At 63.3% G+C, this 13,314-nt stretch carries 16 protein-coding genes; 7 read left to right on the forward strand and 9 right to left on the reverse strand.

Translation table 11 applies throughout. The features are described 5' to 3' along the window. Positions 1-277: 277 nt before the first annotated feature. Positions 278-805, reverse strand: a complete 528-nt coding sequence (locus tag FJW06_RS27035) for a gamma carbonic anhydrase family protein (protein ID WP_140756305.1) — start codon at positions 803-805, stop codon at positions 278-280. A 19-nt stretch (positions 806-824) separates the two neighbouring features. Continuing rightward, the gene (locus tag FJW06_RS27040) at positions 825-1,169 is read right to left on the reverse strand and encodes a hypothetical protein (RefSeq protein ID WP_140756377.1); all 345 of its coding nucleotides are present in this window, start codon (positions 1,167-1,169) and stop codon (positions 825-827) included. Positions 1,170-1,279: 110 nt separating this feature from the next. Here FJW06_RS27040 and FJW06_RS27045 point away from each other — a divergent pair, with 110 nt between their 5' ends. Then, complete coding sequence (locus tag FJW06_RS27045; RefSeq protein WP_140756307.1) at positions 1,280-2,008, forward strand: hypothetical protein; 729 nt, start codon at positions 1,280-1,282, stop codon at positions 2,006-2,008. A 145-nt stretch (positions 2,009-2,153) separates the two neighbouring features. Then, a complete protein-coding gene (locus tag FJW06_RS27050; protein WP_140756309.1) occupies positions 2,154-3,401 on the forward strand; it encodes a cytochrome P450 in 1,248 nt (415 codons plus the stop codon). Positions 3,402-3,503: 102 nt separating this feature from the next. On the opposite strand, the gene FJW06_RS27055 is transcribed toward FJW06_RS27050, so the two are convergent. The 5 genes from FJW06_RS27055 to FJW06_RS27075 form a co-directional block, all read right to left on the reverse strand. Next, positions 3,504-3,848 (reverse strand): cupin domain-containing protein, encoded by a 345-nt coding sequence (locus FJW06_RS27055; protein ID WP_140756311.1) that lies wholly within the window; start codon positions 3,846-3,848, stop codon positions 3,504-3,506. Position 3,849: 1 nt separating this feature from the next. After that, the gene (locus FJW06_RS27060; RefSeq protein ID WP_140756314.1) at positions 3,850-5,130 is read right to left on the reverse strand and encodes an O-acetylhomoserine aminocarboxypropyltransferase; all 1,281 of its coding nucleotides are present in this window, start codon (positions 5,128-5,130) and stop codon (positions 3,850-3,852) included. Between the two features lie 160 nt (positions 5,131-5,290). Further along, a complete protein-coding gene (locus tag FJW06_RS27065) occupies positions 5,291-5,812 on the reverse strand; it encodes a CoA-binding protein (RefSeq protein ID WP_140756317.1) in 522 nt (173 codons plus the stop codon). Next, on the reverse strand, positions 5,809-6,564 hold the full coding sequence (locus FJW06_RS27070) for a GNAT family N-acetyltransferase (protein ID WP_246674868.1): 756 nt from the start codon (positions 6,562-6,564) through the stop codon (positions 5,809-5,811). Before FJW06_RS27070 ends, FJW06_RS27065 begins: the two co-directional genes overlap by 4 nt. Positions 6,565-6,751: 187 nt before the next feature. Next, on the reverse strand, positions 6,752-7,573 hold the full coding sequence (locus tag FJW06_RS27075; RefSeq protein ID WP_140756321.1) for an enoyl-CoA hydratase: 822 nt from the start codon (positions 7,571-7,573) through the stop codon (positions 6,752-6,754). A 151-nt stretch (positions 7,574-7,724) separates the two neighbouring features. On the opposite strand from FJW06_RS27075, the gene FJW06_RS27080 reads away from it, so the two are divergent. The 4 genes from FJW06_RS27080 (at position 7,725) to rpsI (ending at position 10,084) form a co-directional block, all read left to right on the forward strand. Further along, positions 7,725-8,189: a PaaI family thioesterase gene (locus FJW06_RS27080; RefSeq protein WP_140756324.1), complete on the forward strand. Its 465-nt coding sequence runs from the start codon at positions 7,725-7,727 to the stop codon at positions 8,187-8,189. 165 nt (positions 8,190-8,354) lie between these two features. Continuing rightward, positions 8,355-8,882 carry a LysE family translocator gene (locus FJW06_RS27085; RefSeq protein ID WP_246674869.1) on the forward strand — a complete coding sequence of 176 codons (528 nt, stop codon included), beginning with the start codon at positions 8,355-8,357 and terminating at the stop codon, positions 8,880-8,882. 267 nt (positions 8,883-9,149) lie between these two features. After that, positions 9,150-9,614, forward strand: coding sequence for a 50S ribosomal protein L13 (rplM, locus tag FJW06_RS27090; RefSeq protein WP_040983169.1), 465 nt, complete (start codon positions 9,150-9,152; stop codon positions 9,612-9,614). Next, positions 9,614-10,084: a 30S ribosomal protein S9 gene (rpsI, locus tag FJW06_RS27095; protein WP_040999876.1), complete on the forward strand. Its 471-nt coding sequence runs from the start codon at positions 9,614-9,616 to the stop codon at positions 10,082-10,084. Before rplM ends, rpsI begins: the two co-directional genes overlap by 1 nt. Before the next feature lie 54 nt (positions 10,085-10,138). Here the strand turns inward: rpsI and FJW06_RS27100 are convergent, their stop codons facing one another. After that, positions 10,139-11,044, reverse strand: coding sequence for a LysR family transcriptional regulator (locus FJW06_RS27100; RefSeq protein WP_140756326.1), 906 nt, complete (start codon positions 11,042-11,044; stop codon positions 10,139-10,141). Positions 11,045-11,139: 95 nt separating this feature from the next. Here FJW06_RS27100 and FJW06_RS27105 point away from each other — a divergent pair, with 95 nt between their 5' ends. Then, on the forward strand, positions 11,140-12,012 hold the full coding sequence (locus FJW06_RS27105; RefSeq protein ID WP_140756329.1) for an aldo/keto reductase family oxidoreductase: 873 nt from the start codon (positions 11,140-11,142) through the stop codon (positions 12,010-12,012). A gap of 201 nt (positions 12,013-12,213) precedes the next feature. Here the strand turns inward: FJW06_RS27105 and FJW06_RS27110 are convergent, their stop codons facing one another. Next, on the reverse strand, positions 12,214-13,272 hold the full coding sequence (locus FJW06_RS27110; protein ID WP_140756331.1) for a glycerophosphodiester phosphodiesterase family protein: 1,059 nt from the start codon (positions 13,270-13,272) through the stop codon (positions 12,214-12,216). Positions 13,273-13,314: the final 42 nt, after the last annotated feature.

Genomic DNA, 13,314 nt, shown 5'->3' on the forward strand with positions numbered 1-13,314 from the left:
TCCCCGTCCCCAACGACCGGGTTTTAGGAGCCGGCCCCTGTCCCCAGGGCCGGCTCCGCCATTTTCGGCCGCGCCGTCGAGGTAGACGATCGGGGGCCTGGACTGCCCTTTCCGAGCGAGGTGGCGGGCGCGGACCCGTCACTGAGAACCCGCATCGACGACTATGAGACGGCACTGGAAGGCGCCGAGCAGGCCGGCTTCGAAGCCGGCGTCCTTCTACTGCGTGAAGCGCTGAACAACCGCCGCCTATGATGAAGGGCGAAACGGGCCGCCGCCGTCACACAGCCTTCAGCTTGGCCTTGAAGCGTTTGGCATTGGCCACATAGTGGGCGGCCGAGACACGCAGCCGCTCGATCGCCGCTTCGTCCAGCGTCCTGATCACTTTCGCCGGTGAGCCGACGATCAGCGAATTGTCCGGAAAAACCTTGTTTTCCGTCACCAGCGCTCCGGCGCCGACCAGCGAGTTGTTGCCGATCCTGGCGCCGTTCAGCACGATGGCGCCCATGCCGATCAGGCTGTTGTCGCCGATCGTGCAGCCATGCAGCAGCGCCCTGTGGCCGATCGTGCAGCCTTTGCCGATGGTCAGCGGAAAGCCCGGATCGGTGTGCATGATCGTATGCTCCTGCACATTGGTGTCGGCGCCGATCGTGATGGGCTCGCCGTCGCCGCGGATGGCGACGCCGAACCAGAAGCCGACATTGCGGCCGATCCGGATATTGCCGATCAGCGTGGCGTCCGGCGCAATCCAGTTCGTATCGGCATCCTCGAACTCAGGCGCTTTCCCATCGATCGCATAGACCGGCATTGTTCGTCTCCGAATCGTCTCAACCAGCGAATTCGAAGGACCCTAAGTTCTCGGTTGCCCAGGATGCAATGGCGATGAGCACGATGCCGAGCGCCAGTGCCCAGGCAATGGCCGTGCAGCCGCAGGACAACAGCGCCATCGTGCCGATGCGGCCTTCGCGGCGGGCGGCCAAGGCCTCGTTGGTGAGCATGAACGGACCGGCGCAGGCGGTTGCCGCGAGCGAGCGCAGGATATGGACCGGCGAAACATAGGGTTCTGCAAAGGCCAGGCGCTGGCCGGACAACAGTTCCATGGCCGATCCGGCCAGTCCGCAAGCCGCGACACCAACCGCAAACGCGTAAAGAACAAGCACAACGGGATCCATATTTACCAACCGTTTACCATGAAAACGCACAGTCGTGCCAACGCGCTGCAAGAGCCATGCCGCGCGGGCTGTGCCGGCGAAAGACAGGCGGGCGGATCGGGGAAGAGCGAATGAGAGACGCAACGGCTGCCGAGAGCCCGAAATTCGAGGTCGTCGATTCGACCTTGATGAAGCGGGTCTTCTACATTTTCGCGGCGCTTGCGCTGCTTTCGGTGGCGATCAGCGTCGGCGGCAAATGGCTCGGACGGTCGATCGCCATGGCCGGCTATACGGACGATACCACGGTGCACCAGATCGTCATGGGCAACAATCTGATCAGCGTCCCGGCAAACTTCATCCGCTTCGACCAAGCTAGGCGCGACGGCGTCGCCTCGCGGCTCGATCTCTATCTGCGCTATCCCGAGATGGACGGCTACAGCACGGCTGCGCGCGACGACTTCAACCACACGACGACCAGGAAGATCATCTTCCTGTCGTTCGAGCCTCGCATGATGTCGCGCGACATGAGCGGCCGTTTCGCGCCGATCTACAGCGCCCTGATCGAAAAGCCCGGCACGCCCGCCCCTGGCGGCACGACGGTTTACGCCTTCACGGAAAAATCAGGCTATCTCAACGAGGTGCTGGCCGTCGCGGAACGTCCCGGCAAGGATCCGTTCGTCGCCCGCTGCCTCAGCGGTCCGAGTGCCGAGGAATCGCTGGCGCCCTGCGAGCGCGACATCCAGGTCGGCGACGATCTCAGCCTGACCTATCGGTTTCCGCGCGAGCTGCTGGCGAACTGGCCCGCGCTCGACGCGGCGATTGCAGCCAAGGTCACGAGTATTCTGAAGACTGGGCACTGACGCTGGCGGCTAGCCGAATATCCAACTAGATCATTTCGGCGCGCAGCCAGCGCTTCAGGCCGGCAATCTGGCTCAACGCTTCGATTTCACGGGCGCCAAGAATACGGTCTGGCATCGGGCTGACATGGCGCGCTAATGGTCAGGCATGACCGATTTGAAGCCTTCCTATCTTGAGTTTGATCTCGCCAGCCGCCGCCTGCGTCTCGACCCGCACGAGATAGCTTTCGTGCAGAACCCTTACGAGGCCTACGCCTTCCTGCACGGCGCTGCCAATGCCTTCTTCTGGGAAGACTATGGTTTCTGGTGTTTTGGCGGCTTTGACGACGTCAACCGGTTGCTGCGCGACCGCCGTTTCGGCCGGCAGAACCCGGCAGGCATTCCAGACAGCCGGGGCGTCGGCCACGACCGCTCGCATCTCGTCGCCTTCGACGCAATCGAGGCCAATTCCATGCTGGAGCTCGAGCCGCCAGTGCATACGCGGCTCAGGACGCTGGTCAACCGCGCCTTCGTCTCGCGTCAGGTCGAGCGGCTCAGGCCGCGCATCGAGGCTTTGGCTATCGAGCTGATCGACCGCTTCGAGCCGGGCAATGTCGATCTTCTACCGGCCTACGCCTCGCCCTTGCCGATCACCATCATCGCGGAGATGCTCGGCGTTCCGGTCGAGATGGGGCCGCAACTGCTCGACTGGTCGCACCAGATGGTCGCCATGTACATGCATGGCCGCACGCGCGAAACCGAGGACACGGCCAACCGCGCCGCGCGCGACTTTTCCGACTTCCTGCGCAGTTACCTCGGCGAGCGGCGCAAGAAGCCGGGCGACGACCTGCTGTCGCTCTTGATCGAAGCCCAGGACAACGGCCAAAAGCTTTCCGAGGACGAACTGGTGTCCTCGGCGATCCTGCTTCTCAATGCCGGCCATGAAGCGACCGTGCATCAGACCGGCAATGCGGTGCGCTCGATCCTCGTGCAAGGCGGCGATCCGCGCCGGTTCTTCGAGACGCCGGAGAAAAATGTCGCGGCGGTCGAGGAATGCCTGCGTTTCGACGCGCCGCTGCATATGTTCTTGCGCTACGCCTATGAGGAGATCGAGGTTTCGCCAGGCATATTGGTCAAGCCCGGCGAGATGGTCGCCTTGCTGCTCGGCATGGCCAATCACGATCCTCTGGCTTTTGCCGAGCCCGATACCTTCAATCCGGGCCGCGCGGACCAGAAGAATGTCTCCTTCGGCGCCGGTATCCATTTCTGCATCGGCGCGCCACTGGCCAGGCTTGAGTTGCAGGTGTCGCTGAAGACGTTGTTCGACCGGTTACCGAATTTACGCCTGGCGGAGAGGCCACGCTTCCGCGACACCTATCACTTTCATGGGCTGGAGCGGGTGGCCGTCAGTTTCTGAGCGAGGCGTAGCCGGCTTCGTCATCCCCGGGCGTAGCGACACGAAGCGGAGCGCAGACCATGGAGTGACGAGGCGATATGCCTTCGCCAACCGGATACCCACTCAGAGCTTGATCACATATTCCTTGCGCGTCGTCTCGAGCACTTCCCATGTGCCCTTGAATCCTGGCCTCAGCACGAAACTGTCGCCGGCCCGCACGGTGCGCGCATCGCCGCCGTCCTCGGCGATCACCGACACGCCCGCCAAGATGTGGCAGAATTCCCATTCGTCGTAAACGATGCGCCACTTGCCCGGCGTCGCTTCCCAGATGCCGGCATAGAGGCCGCCGTCGCGCTCCTCGACATTCCAGGTGCGGAATTTCGGGTCGCCGGAGATCACCCGGTCGGAGGCCGGCGCGCCGGCCTCCGGTTCCACGGTATCGGTGTTGACGGCAAGAAAGGCCGACATATCAAACCTTGCTCAGCGCCTGCTCGAGATCGGCGACGATGTCGTTGACGTCCTCGATGCCGATCGACAGCCGCACCGTATCCGGCCCGGCGCCGGCCTTGACCTTCTGCTCGTCGGAAAGCTGGCGGTGCGTGGTCGAGGCCGGATGGATGACCAGCGACTTGGTGTCGCCGACATTGGCGAGATGCGAGAACAGCTCCAGCGCCTCGACGAATTTGACGCCGGCCTCGTAGCCGCCCTTGAGGCCGAAGGTGAAGACGGCGCCGGCGCCCTGCGGCGAATATTTCTTTTGCAGCGCATTGTTCTTGTCGCCGGGAAGGCCGGGATAATTCACCCAAGCAACCTTGGGATGGTTGGAGAGCCAGCCGGCGACGCTCGCCGCATTGTCGCAATGGCGCTGCATGCGCAGCGGCAAGGTTTCCAGGCCGGTCAGGATCAGAAAGGCGTTGAAGGGCGAGATCGCCGGGCCGATGTCGCGCAGGCCGAGCACGCGCGCGGCAATCGCGAAGGCAAAATTGCCGAAGGTTTCATGCAGGACCAGACCGCCATATTCCGGGCGCGGCTCCGACAGCATCGGATATTTGCCCGACTTCGACCAGTCGAAAGTGCCGCCGTCGACAATGACGCCGCCGATCGAATTGCCGTGGCCGCCGATGAACTTGGTCAGCGAATGGACCACGATATCGGCGCCGTGCTCGATCGGCCGCACCAGATAGGGCGAAGCCAGCGTGTTGTCGACGATCAGCGGCAGGCCGTGCTTGCGGGCGATGTCGCCGATCTTCTCGATGTCGACGAAGACGCCGCCGGGATTGGCAAGGCTCTCGATGAAGATCGCCTTGGTCCTGTCGTCGATCTGGCTCTCGAAGGTCGAGGGATCGATCGGATCGGCCCAGCGCACCTCCCAACCGAAATTCTTGAAGGCATGGCCGAACTGGTTGATTGATCCGCCATAGAGCTTGTTGGCGGCGATGAAATTGTCGCCGGGCTGCATCAGATTGTGGAAGACCAGAACCTGGGCGGCATGGCCGGAGGCGACGGCAAGCGCGGCGGTGCCGCCTTCCAGCGCGGCAAGGCGCTCCTCGAGCACCGCCTGCGTCGGGTTCATGATACGGGTGTAGATGTTGCCGAAGGCCTTCAGCCCGAACAGCGAGGCAGCATGGTCGGCATCGTCGAAGACATAGGACGTGGTCTGGTAGATCGGCGTGGCGCGGGCGCCGGTCGCCGGATCGGGCTTGGCGCCGGCGTGAACGGCTAAAGTGTTGAAACCGGGCGTACGGGTCATCGAAGCCTACCTCTCCTGATCTTTCGAAAATCGCCGGGCATTCTTGGCGAAGCGCGGCTGGGAATGCAAAGAAGAAAATACCTTTCAGGGCGCGATCCGCGATGAACGCCCGAGAAAAAGCATTTCTTCCCGGAATAATTTTGCGCGAACCGCGGCGCGCTTATTTCTGCCGCACGCCGAAGCTCTGGAACCCCTGGCGCATCAAGGGTTTCTTCGACGACAGCACGCCGGAGTTGACGCCGGTCCAGCCGATCTCGCCGGACAGCTTGCCGTATTCGATCTTCGGGCAGCGGTTCATCACCACCTTGATGCCGGCCGCCTCGGCGCGGGCTGCCGCCTCGTCGTGGCGGACCCCAAGCTGCATCCAGACGACTTTGGGCAGCGGATCGAGCTTCAGCACCTGATCGATGATGCCGGGCACCGCCGCGGATCCGCGAAAAACGTCGACCATATCGACTGGATGCGGCAGATCGGCGAGGCTCGCATAGACCGTCTGTCCGAGGATCTGCTTGCCGGCATGACCGGGATTGATCGGCAACACCGAAAAGCCTTTGGCCAAAAGGTATTTCAGCACGAAATAGCTCGGCCGTACGTCGTTGGGCGAAGCGCCGACCATGGCGATCGACCTCACCGAGTTCAAGATGCCGGCGATGTAGGCGTTGTCGTAGCTATCGTGATTCATGCTGCGGTGGTCTTCCTGCGGTAATGATAGCGATAGAGCTCGCGGTTGAAGCCGAGCGATGCGTAGAGCGCGCGTGCGGGCGTGTTGTCTGCGACCACCTGCAGGCAGCCGGCTTGGGCACCTACCCGCCTGGCCCAGCCGATCAGCGCGCCGACCGTCCTGCGGCCGAGCCCCTGTTGCCGGAATCCGGCGTCGGTTTCAACCGCCTCTATGACGAGCAGCCCGTTGCGGATGACGCCAAAGGCAAAGGCTGCGATTTGGCCATCACGCTCGCACGACACGAATGCCCTGTCGCCCACGATCAAACCCGTCATCTCACGAAAGATGCGACGTTCCGTGCCGTCATAACCACCTGTACGGAAGCGTGCCTCGAACCAGCGTTCGCTTGGCGCCTGAGAAACCGTGACGTCGTCGAATTGGCCTCCCACCAGCGCGTCGATGTCGGCATGGAGATGGATCGTGCCGCCTTCCCAGCCGTAGCCGCGACGCTCAAGCTCAGGCTCCACTTCGGCGGCGATCTCGGGAACGCGAAACAGCGGGGCCTGGCCATGGCTGGCGTAGAACGCCTCGGCGACGTCGATCACTCTCTCAGGCGCGCCGCGCTGGCCACGCAAGGGGTTGGCGGAATTCGGCCGTCTTATCTGGCCGCCTGAGCGGCGAAACGTCCATCCGAGAGCAACGGTCTCAAGCGCGGCAGGCCACGCCTCGCGACAGGCTTCTTCCACTTCCCAATTGAGATCTTCCCGGCTCACGCGCCCACCGCTACTCATCGTCGTCCCGCAACGCCTCCTCCATAAACATCCGTGGGTCGCTCCAGAAGTCGCGCATCGTGCGAAATGATCGGTGTCCTGAAAATCGATCGGTCGAGGCCGAAACGGCTGATCCGGGCAGCCACGTCGAACCTTCAGCGATGGAACCGCGCGGCTCCATTCAAGTCGGCTATTCGTCGGTCCATTCCGGCTTGCGCTTGCCGATGAAGGCGCCGATGCCTTCCTCGGCGTCGCGGGCCAGCATGTTTTCCACCATCACGCGGCCGGTATAGGCATAGGCGTCGGCCAGCCCCATTTCGGCCTGGGCGTAGAACGCCTCTTTGCCAGTCTTGACCACCAAAGACGATTTTAAAGCAATGGTTTGCGCGTATTTGTCGACAACCTGATTGAGATATTCGCGCGGCACGATGCGATTGATCAGGCCGAATTCCTTGGCGGTCGCGGCATCGATCGTCTCGCCGGTGAGCAGCATTTCCATCGCCTGCTTGCGCGAGACGCTGCGCGACAGCGCCACCATCGGCGTCGAGCAGAACAGGCCGATGTTAACTCCAGGGGTGCAGAAGGTGGCCTCGTGCGAGGCGATGGCGAGGTCGCAGCTTGCGACCAACTGCAGACCGGCGGCGGTCGCAAGACCGTCGACCTCGGCGATCACGGGCTTCGGGTGGCGCACGATGGTCTGCATGAGAGTCGCGCAAGCCGCGAAGGTCTTTTCGAAGAAAGCCTTGCCGCGGTCCGCTTCGGCGCGGTGCGCCGTCATTTCCTTGAGGTCGTGACCGGCGCAGAACACCTTGCCCGACGCCGCCAGGATGATGACGCGCACGGATTTGTCGGTCTTGACGCGGTCGAACTCCGCCTGCAGCGCCGCCATCGTCGCCAGGGACAGCGCATTGGCTGGCGGGCTGGCAAGCGTAAGGCGCAGGATACCGTTGTCCTGGCTGACAAGAACGGGGCCGTCGGCGACGGCGGGCTTGATGGCAACGACTTCAGCCATTTCCAACCTTTCGGGTCAGCGCGCGCGGCGCATGGAGCAACAGAACTAGCACGCTGCCGGTTGAAGAACAGCCGCGAGGCGTGTTTTCTCCGTCGCACCGTTTGGTCCAGGGCTATCGCCCGGAACTTGCCATCTCATATAGGACGTTGCCATGCCCGCCCAAAGCGATCTGAAGCCAATGCTCAATGCGGCGGAAGTCAACGCGCTGATGGCCAGCGTCTATCCGCAGCTCAACGACAATTTCATCTCCTATGAGGCGATCGACGTGTTTCCCGGCGGCTGTACCGTGCGACTCAACGCCGATGAGAGGCATCTGCGCCCCGGCGGGACGGTGTCGGGGCCGTCGCTGTTCACGCTGGCCGACATCGGCGGTTATGTGTGCGTGCTCAGCCACGCCGGACCGGACGCGCTCTCGGTGACCGTCAACCTCGACATTAACTTCATGCGCAAGGCCGAAGCCGGCCCGATCGATGGCCATTGCCGGATCCTGAAGCTCGGCAAGAGCCTGATGGTGTTCGATATCGACATCGTGGCAGGCCCCGACGGACACACTGTGGCGCATGCTACCGGGACTTATTCAATTCCGAGGAAGCGAATAGGCGATAGGCCGGGCTGACCTCTTGCCGGAACCCCCCAGTCAATACGTTCGTTCTGCGGCATGCCCGATGTTACAACCTACCTTGCCTTTGTCGGCGCCGTGCTCGCCTATCAGCTTTCTGGTGTCGGTCCCGACATGATGCTGGTGATCAGCCGCGGGGTCGGGCAAGGCTAGCGCCACGCCTTGGCGACCGCAGCGGGCTGCGTGTCGGCCGGCGTCGTTCAGATTCCATTACTGGCAATGGGGCTTGCCTCGCTGATCACATCCTCTCCATCTCTTTACAGCTTCCTTCAAATTGTCGGCGCCATGTATCTGATCGCCATCGGGATCAAATTCCTGTTGGTCCGTCGGCCGGGCAAAGATGGCGATGTGTCTACCTTTGTCGAAACGAGCAGTATCCCAGCCGCTTTCCGGCAAGGCATGATCTGCAATCTCACTAATCCCACGACGCTTGCTTTCATGCTAGCGGTGCTGCCGCAATTCGTTCATTCCTGGGTCGGTTCGCCTGCACTGCAGTTCATCATTCTCGGTACGACCATGAAGATGATGGGACTGGTTGTCCTCAGCGCTGTCGCGTTGACCTCCGGCGCGATTGGCGGCTGGCTGGCGCGCCGAGGCACGTTCCTCGTTTGGCAGGAAAGGCTGGCAGGAGCCTTGATGGTCGCCATCGGCGTCAGGCTTCTTCTTGCCGCCACGACCGGGCGGCGGTGAACGAAAGAAGCTGTTTTGATAACCGGGGCATGAGGTAAAATAATACCGTTCCAGTTAGTCGTTGACTTTAAACGTCTTTTCACGGCCTTAAACCGCAATCGATGCTTGACGTGCCAAGCGCCCTCGCCTATAAGCCCTCCCGAAGCAGCGGCCCGCAACGGCCGCCGTTTTGTTATTGGCGGATGGCCCCGGCTCTCCCGCCAATCCAAGCAACAAGAAACGCCTTTCTGTCCTTCGGGTCTGGAAGGTTCAACCTGAGAGAAAACTATGGCTACCTTTTCGCAGAAGCCTGCGGATGTGGTGAAGAAGTGGGTGCTGATCGACGCCGAAGGTCTCGTCGTCGGTCGTCTGGCCACCGTCATCGCCAATCATCTGCGCGGCAAGCACAAGCCCACCTTCACCCCGCATGTCGATGATGGCGACAACGTCATCGTCATCAATGCCGACAAGGTGGTGTTCACCGGCAAGAAGTACACCGATAAGGTCTACTATTGGCACACCGGCCATCCCGGCGGCATCAAGGAGCGCACCGCGCGCCAGTTGCTCGAGGGCCGTTTCCCCGAGCGCGTCGTCGAGAAGGCCGTCGAGCGCATGATCCCGCGCGGCCCGCTTGGCCGTCGCCAGATGAAGAATCTCCGCGTCTATGCCGGCGCCGAGCATCCGCACACCGCCCAGCAGCCCGTCACGCTCGACGTGGCCAAGCTGAACTCCAAGAACAAGAGGGCCTCGTAATGGCTGAGCTTTCCTCGCTCGCAGAACTCGGCACCGTCGCCGCGCAGCCGGCCGCGCCCGTGCATGTCCAGAAGCTCGACAAGTCGGGCCGCGCCTATGCCACCGGCAAGCGCAAGAACGCCATCGCGCGCGTCTGGGTGAAGCCGGGCTCCGGCAAGATCACCGTCAACGACAAGGAATTCGCGACCTATTTCGCGCGCCCGGTGCTGCAGATGATCCTCAACCAGCCGATCGTCGCGGCCAACCGCGCCGGCCAGTACGACATCGTCGCCACCGTCATCGGCGGCGGCCTCTCCGGCCAGGCCGGCGCCGTGCGCCACGGCATTTCCAAGGCGCTGACCTACTACGAGCCGGGCCTGCGTTCGGTGCTCAAGAAGGGCGGCTTCCTGACCCGCGACAGCCGCGTGGTCGAGCGCAAGAAGTACGGCAAGGCCAAGGCCCGCCGCAGCTTCCAGTTCTCGAAGCGCTAAGCGACACGATGTTCCAACTTACGAAGGCCGCCTCCGGGCGGCCTTTTTGTTTCCTTACCAGTGCCCGGCCGGCGTCCTGATGTAGTCGATGAAGGCGCGCAGCGGCGCCGGCACCAAGCGGCGCCCGGGATAGTAGAGGAACGGCCCGGAGAATTCCTGCCACCACGGTTCCAGCACAGGTTCCAGCGCGCCGCTCTCGAAATGCGGGCGCACCCAGTCCTCGAAGAGCCAGAGAATGCCGACGCCGGCGATCGCCGCATCGATAGCGAGATCGACGCCTCCACCGATGCTGACGAGCAATGGTCCCGTGGGATCGACCCGTACCACCTCACCATCCCGTTCGAACTCCCAGGGCGTCATGACCCCGCTCGGGAAGCGGCCGCGCACGCAGGCATGGCCAAGCAGGTCACGCGGATGCTGCGGCCGACCGTGCCGGTCAAGGTAAGCCGGCGCGGCGGATGTGGTGAAGCGCTGCGTGCGCGGCCCGATCGGCACGGCGATCATGTCCTGCTCCAGCCGCTCGTCATAGCGGATGCCGGCATCGCAGCCGGCGACCAGCAGATCGATAAAGTTCTCCTCGGCGATCACCTCCAGGCGAATGGCCGGATAGGCCGCCAAAAATCCCGGGACGATTCTTGGCAGGACCAGCCGCGAGGCGCTTATCGGTACGTTGAGCCGCAGGGTTCCGGCGGGCCGATCGCGAAAGCCGTTCACCACATCGAGCGCGGCTTCCACCTCTCCCAGAGCGGGGCCGAGCCGCGCCAGCAGGCCGGCACCAGCCTCGGTCAAAGCGACGCTGCGCGTGGTGCGGTTGAAGAGCCTGACACCGAGCTGCGTCTCCAGACGGCGGATGGCTTCGCTGAGCGCGGAGGCGCTGCCCGCCGTCGCGCGGGCGCCTTCGCGAAAACCGCCGGCGCGCGCCACGGCCATGAACGCCTGAAGATCGTTGAGATCGGTCATTGTTCTCAATTCCGCACAAGCCGTGCCGGTTATACGCGGTTATCGGGACAGCGGCCATGCTCTATCTCCGTCGCCGACAGCGAAGGAGAACCTTGATGTCCAGCGTAAACCAATCCGGCACCTATAAGCTCGGCGACCGCTCGGTCCACCGCCTCGGCTATGGCGCCATGCAGCTTGCGGGCAAAGGCGTGTTCGGCCCGCCGAAAGACCATGACGCCGCGATTGCCGTGCTGCGTGAAGCCGTGGCGCAAGGCGTGAACCATATCGACACCAGCGATTATTACGGGCCTTACGTCACCAACAAGCTGATCCGCGAGGCGCTGGCGCCGTACCCCGACGACCTCACCATCGTCACCAAGATCGGCGCCCGTCGCGGCGAGGACGCTTCCTGGCTGCCCGCCTTCACAGCCGATGAGCTCGAACAGGCGGTGCACGACAATCTCCGCAATCTCGGTCTCGAGGTGATGGACGTCGTCAATCTGCGCATCATGTTCGGGGTGCATGGTCCCGCGGAAGGCTCCATCGCGGCACAGGTCACCAAGCTTGCCGAGCTTCAGCGCAAGGGCCTGGTGCGCCATATCGGCTTGAGCAACGTCACCCGCGCGCAGATCGCAGAAGGCCGCAAGATCTGCGACATCGTCTGCGTGCAGAACCAGTATAATCTCGCGCACCGGGACGACGACGCGCTGATCAACGAGCTGGCGCGCGACGGCATCGCCTATGTGCCCTTCTTCCCGCTCGGTGGATTCAGCCCGCTGCAATCCTCGACGCTGTCCGGCGTGGCGGAACGGCTCGGCGCCTCGCCGATGCAGGTGGCGCTGGCTTGGCTGCTGCAGCGTTCGCCGAACATCCTCTTGATCCCGGGCACATCGTCGGTCGGGCATCTGCGGGAGAATCTGGCGGCTGCGGAGCTGAAGCTGTCGGCGGATGTGCTGCGGGAGCTGGACGGCGTGGCGAACGCCGCGTAGGTCGGCGCAGTATCCCACCCGCGCCTGCGGCGCTACCTCCCCATCAAGGGGAGGTAGGGCGCCGCGCTTTACACTCAAAAGCCGGTTTAGCATTCATGGACTTCGCAGGCATGCCGCGTCGGCAGGTTGGCACGACGCTCTACCTCCCCTCAATGGGGAGGTCGGCGCGAAGCGCCGGGCGGGGTGAAGCGCCGACGTCAGCTAATTAATACTCGCCGTATGCGCCGGCTCGGCCTGCTTGATTTCGGTCGTATAAGGCACGCGATAACCGTTCGCCGCCAGCCACTCGATCGCGGCCTTCGGCTCGTCGGTCTGGATGATGGTGGCGCCGCGGTCGACCCAGAAACCCCAGGCTTCGCGCGGCAGGCCGGCGGCGACGGCGAGTTCGTCGCCGCGGCCGCCTGCAAGGAAGCCGCCCGGCTTGTGGACGATGGCGTAAGTGTCGGCCCAGAGGTGCCAGTCGCCGCGAGCCGCTTCCGCCCGCATACGTGTGCTGAACAGCGGGCCGCCGGTCGACGTCAGCGTCTCGGCACCGTTGCGCCAGTTGATCAATTCGATGGCGCGCGGCGCAAACGCCTTGTCGACATCATCGGCGAAGGCGGCATCATGCACGGCATCGTCGGCGAGGATCGGCATGAACTGGAAGCCACCGCCGGCCTTGGCAAGCGCTGCGCTCGCGGCATCGATGCGCTGCCGGTTCCAGAGGTTCTCCTTGACGATCACCTGATCGGCCATGCCGAGATCGCGCGCCTCCGCGATCATGCCGGGCAGGTCGGTCACCTCCAGCTTGTTGTCGAGGTTGATCAGGATCCTGTCCCTGGTCGTAAGCAGCATCTCGCGCAGCGTCGATATCGTTTCGTCGGTGACGGCGCCCGTGCCCTCGACGATCAGCCGGCATTTCTTCAGCTCGGCCAGCGTATAGTTCACCACCTCGCCCTTGCAGGTGGTGGTGCGATCGAGCCAGCTGTCATGCATGATGACAAACGCGCCGTCCTTCGCGCGCCGGACGTCGACCTCGACGATCTCGGCGCCGATCGCGATCGAGCCTTCGACGGCGGCCAGCGAATTCTCTGCGTAAAGCGTTTTGCCCGCCTGCATGCTGCCGGCGCGGTGCGCGGCGATCATCACATGGTCGCGCCACTGATTGGCATGTTCAAAGCGGTCGAGGATTTGGGCAGCGCGCGTCTCGCCGGCTAAACTTTGGTTAGGAATTATGCCAAGCGCGGTGGACAGAAAAAGGCTCAGCCAGAGTGTTCGCATCGGGGAATCGCTCCGTTCCGGGTCGCCACCCGGTTAGGCGAT

The sequence above is a fragment of the Mesorhizobium sp. B4-1-3 genome (assembly GCF_006439355.1).
Lineage (GTDB): Bacteria > Pseudomonadota > Alphaproteobacteria > Rhizobiales > Rhizobiaceae > Mesorhizobium.

What these genes read in the sequence shown, in the direction of transcription:
- FJW06_RS27035 (WP_140756305.1), bottom strand. Translation starts at nt 805, where the DNA reads ATGCCGGTCTATGCGATCGATGGGAAAGCGCCTGAGTTCGAGGATGCC.
- FJW06_RS27040 (WP_140756377.1), bottom strand. Translation starts at nt 1,169, where the DNA reads ATGGATCCCGTTGTGCTTGTTCTTTACGCGTTTGCGGTTGGTGTCGCG.
- FJW06_RS27045 (WP_140756307.1), top strand. Translation starts at nt 1,280, where the DNA reads ATGAGAGACGCAACGGCTGCCGAGAGCCCGAAATTCGAGGTCGTCGAT.
- FJW06_RS27050 (WP_140756309.1), top strand. Translation starts at nt 2,154, where the DNA reads ATGACCGATTTGAAGCCTTCCTATCTTGAGTTTGATCTCGCCAGCCGC.
- FJW06_RS27055 (WP_140756311.1), bottom strand. Translation starts at nt 3,848, where the DNA reads ATGTCGGCCTTTCTTGCCGTCAACACCGATACCGTGGAACCGGAGGCC.
- FJW06_RS27060 (WP_140756314.1), bottom strand. Translation starts at nt 5,130, where the DNA reads ATGACCCGTACGCCCGGTTTCAACACTTTAGCCGTTCACGCCGGCGCC.
- FJW06_RS27065 (WP_140756317.1), bottom strand. Translation starts at nt 5,812, where the DNA reads ATGAATCACGATAGCTACGACAACGCCTACATCGCCGGCATCTTGAAC.
- FJW06_RS27075 (WP_140756321.1), bottom strand. Translation starts at nt 7,573, where the DNA reads ATGGCTGAAGTCGTTGCCATCAAGCCCGCCGTCGCCGACGGCCCCGTT.
- FJW06_RS27080 (WP_140756324.1), top strand. Translation starts at nt 7,725, where the DNA reads ATGCCCGCCCAAAGCGATCTGAAGCCAATGCTCAATGCGGCGGAAGTC.
- rplM (WP_040983169.1), top strand. Translation starts at nt 9,150, where the DNA reads ATGGCTACCTTTTCGCAGAAGCCTGCGGATGTGGTGAAGAAGTGGGTG.
- rpsI (WP_040999876.1), top strand. Translation starts at nt 9,614, where the DNA reads ATGGCTGAGCTTTCCTCGCTCGCAGAACTCGGCACCGTCGCCGCGCAG.
- FJW06_RS27100 (WP_140756326.1), bottom strand. Translation starts at nt 11,044, where the DNA reads ATGACCGATCTCAACGATCTTCAGGCGTTCATGGCCGTGGCGCGCGCC.
- FJW06_RS27105 (WP_140756329.1), top strand. Translation starts at nt 11,140, where the DNA reads ATGTCCAGCGTAAACCAATCCGGCACCTATAAGCTCGGCGACCGCTCG.
- FJW06_RS27110 (WP_140756331.1), bottom strand. Translation starts at nt 13,272, where the DNA reads ATGCGAACACTCTGGCTGAGCCTTTTTCTGTCCACCGCGCTTGGCATA.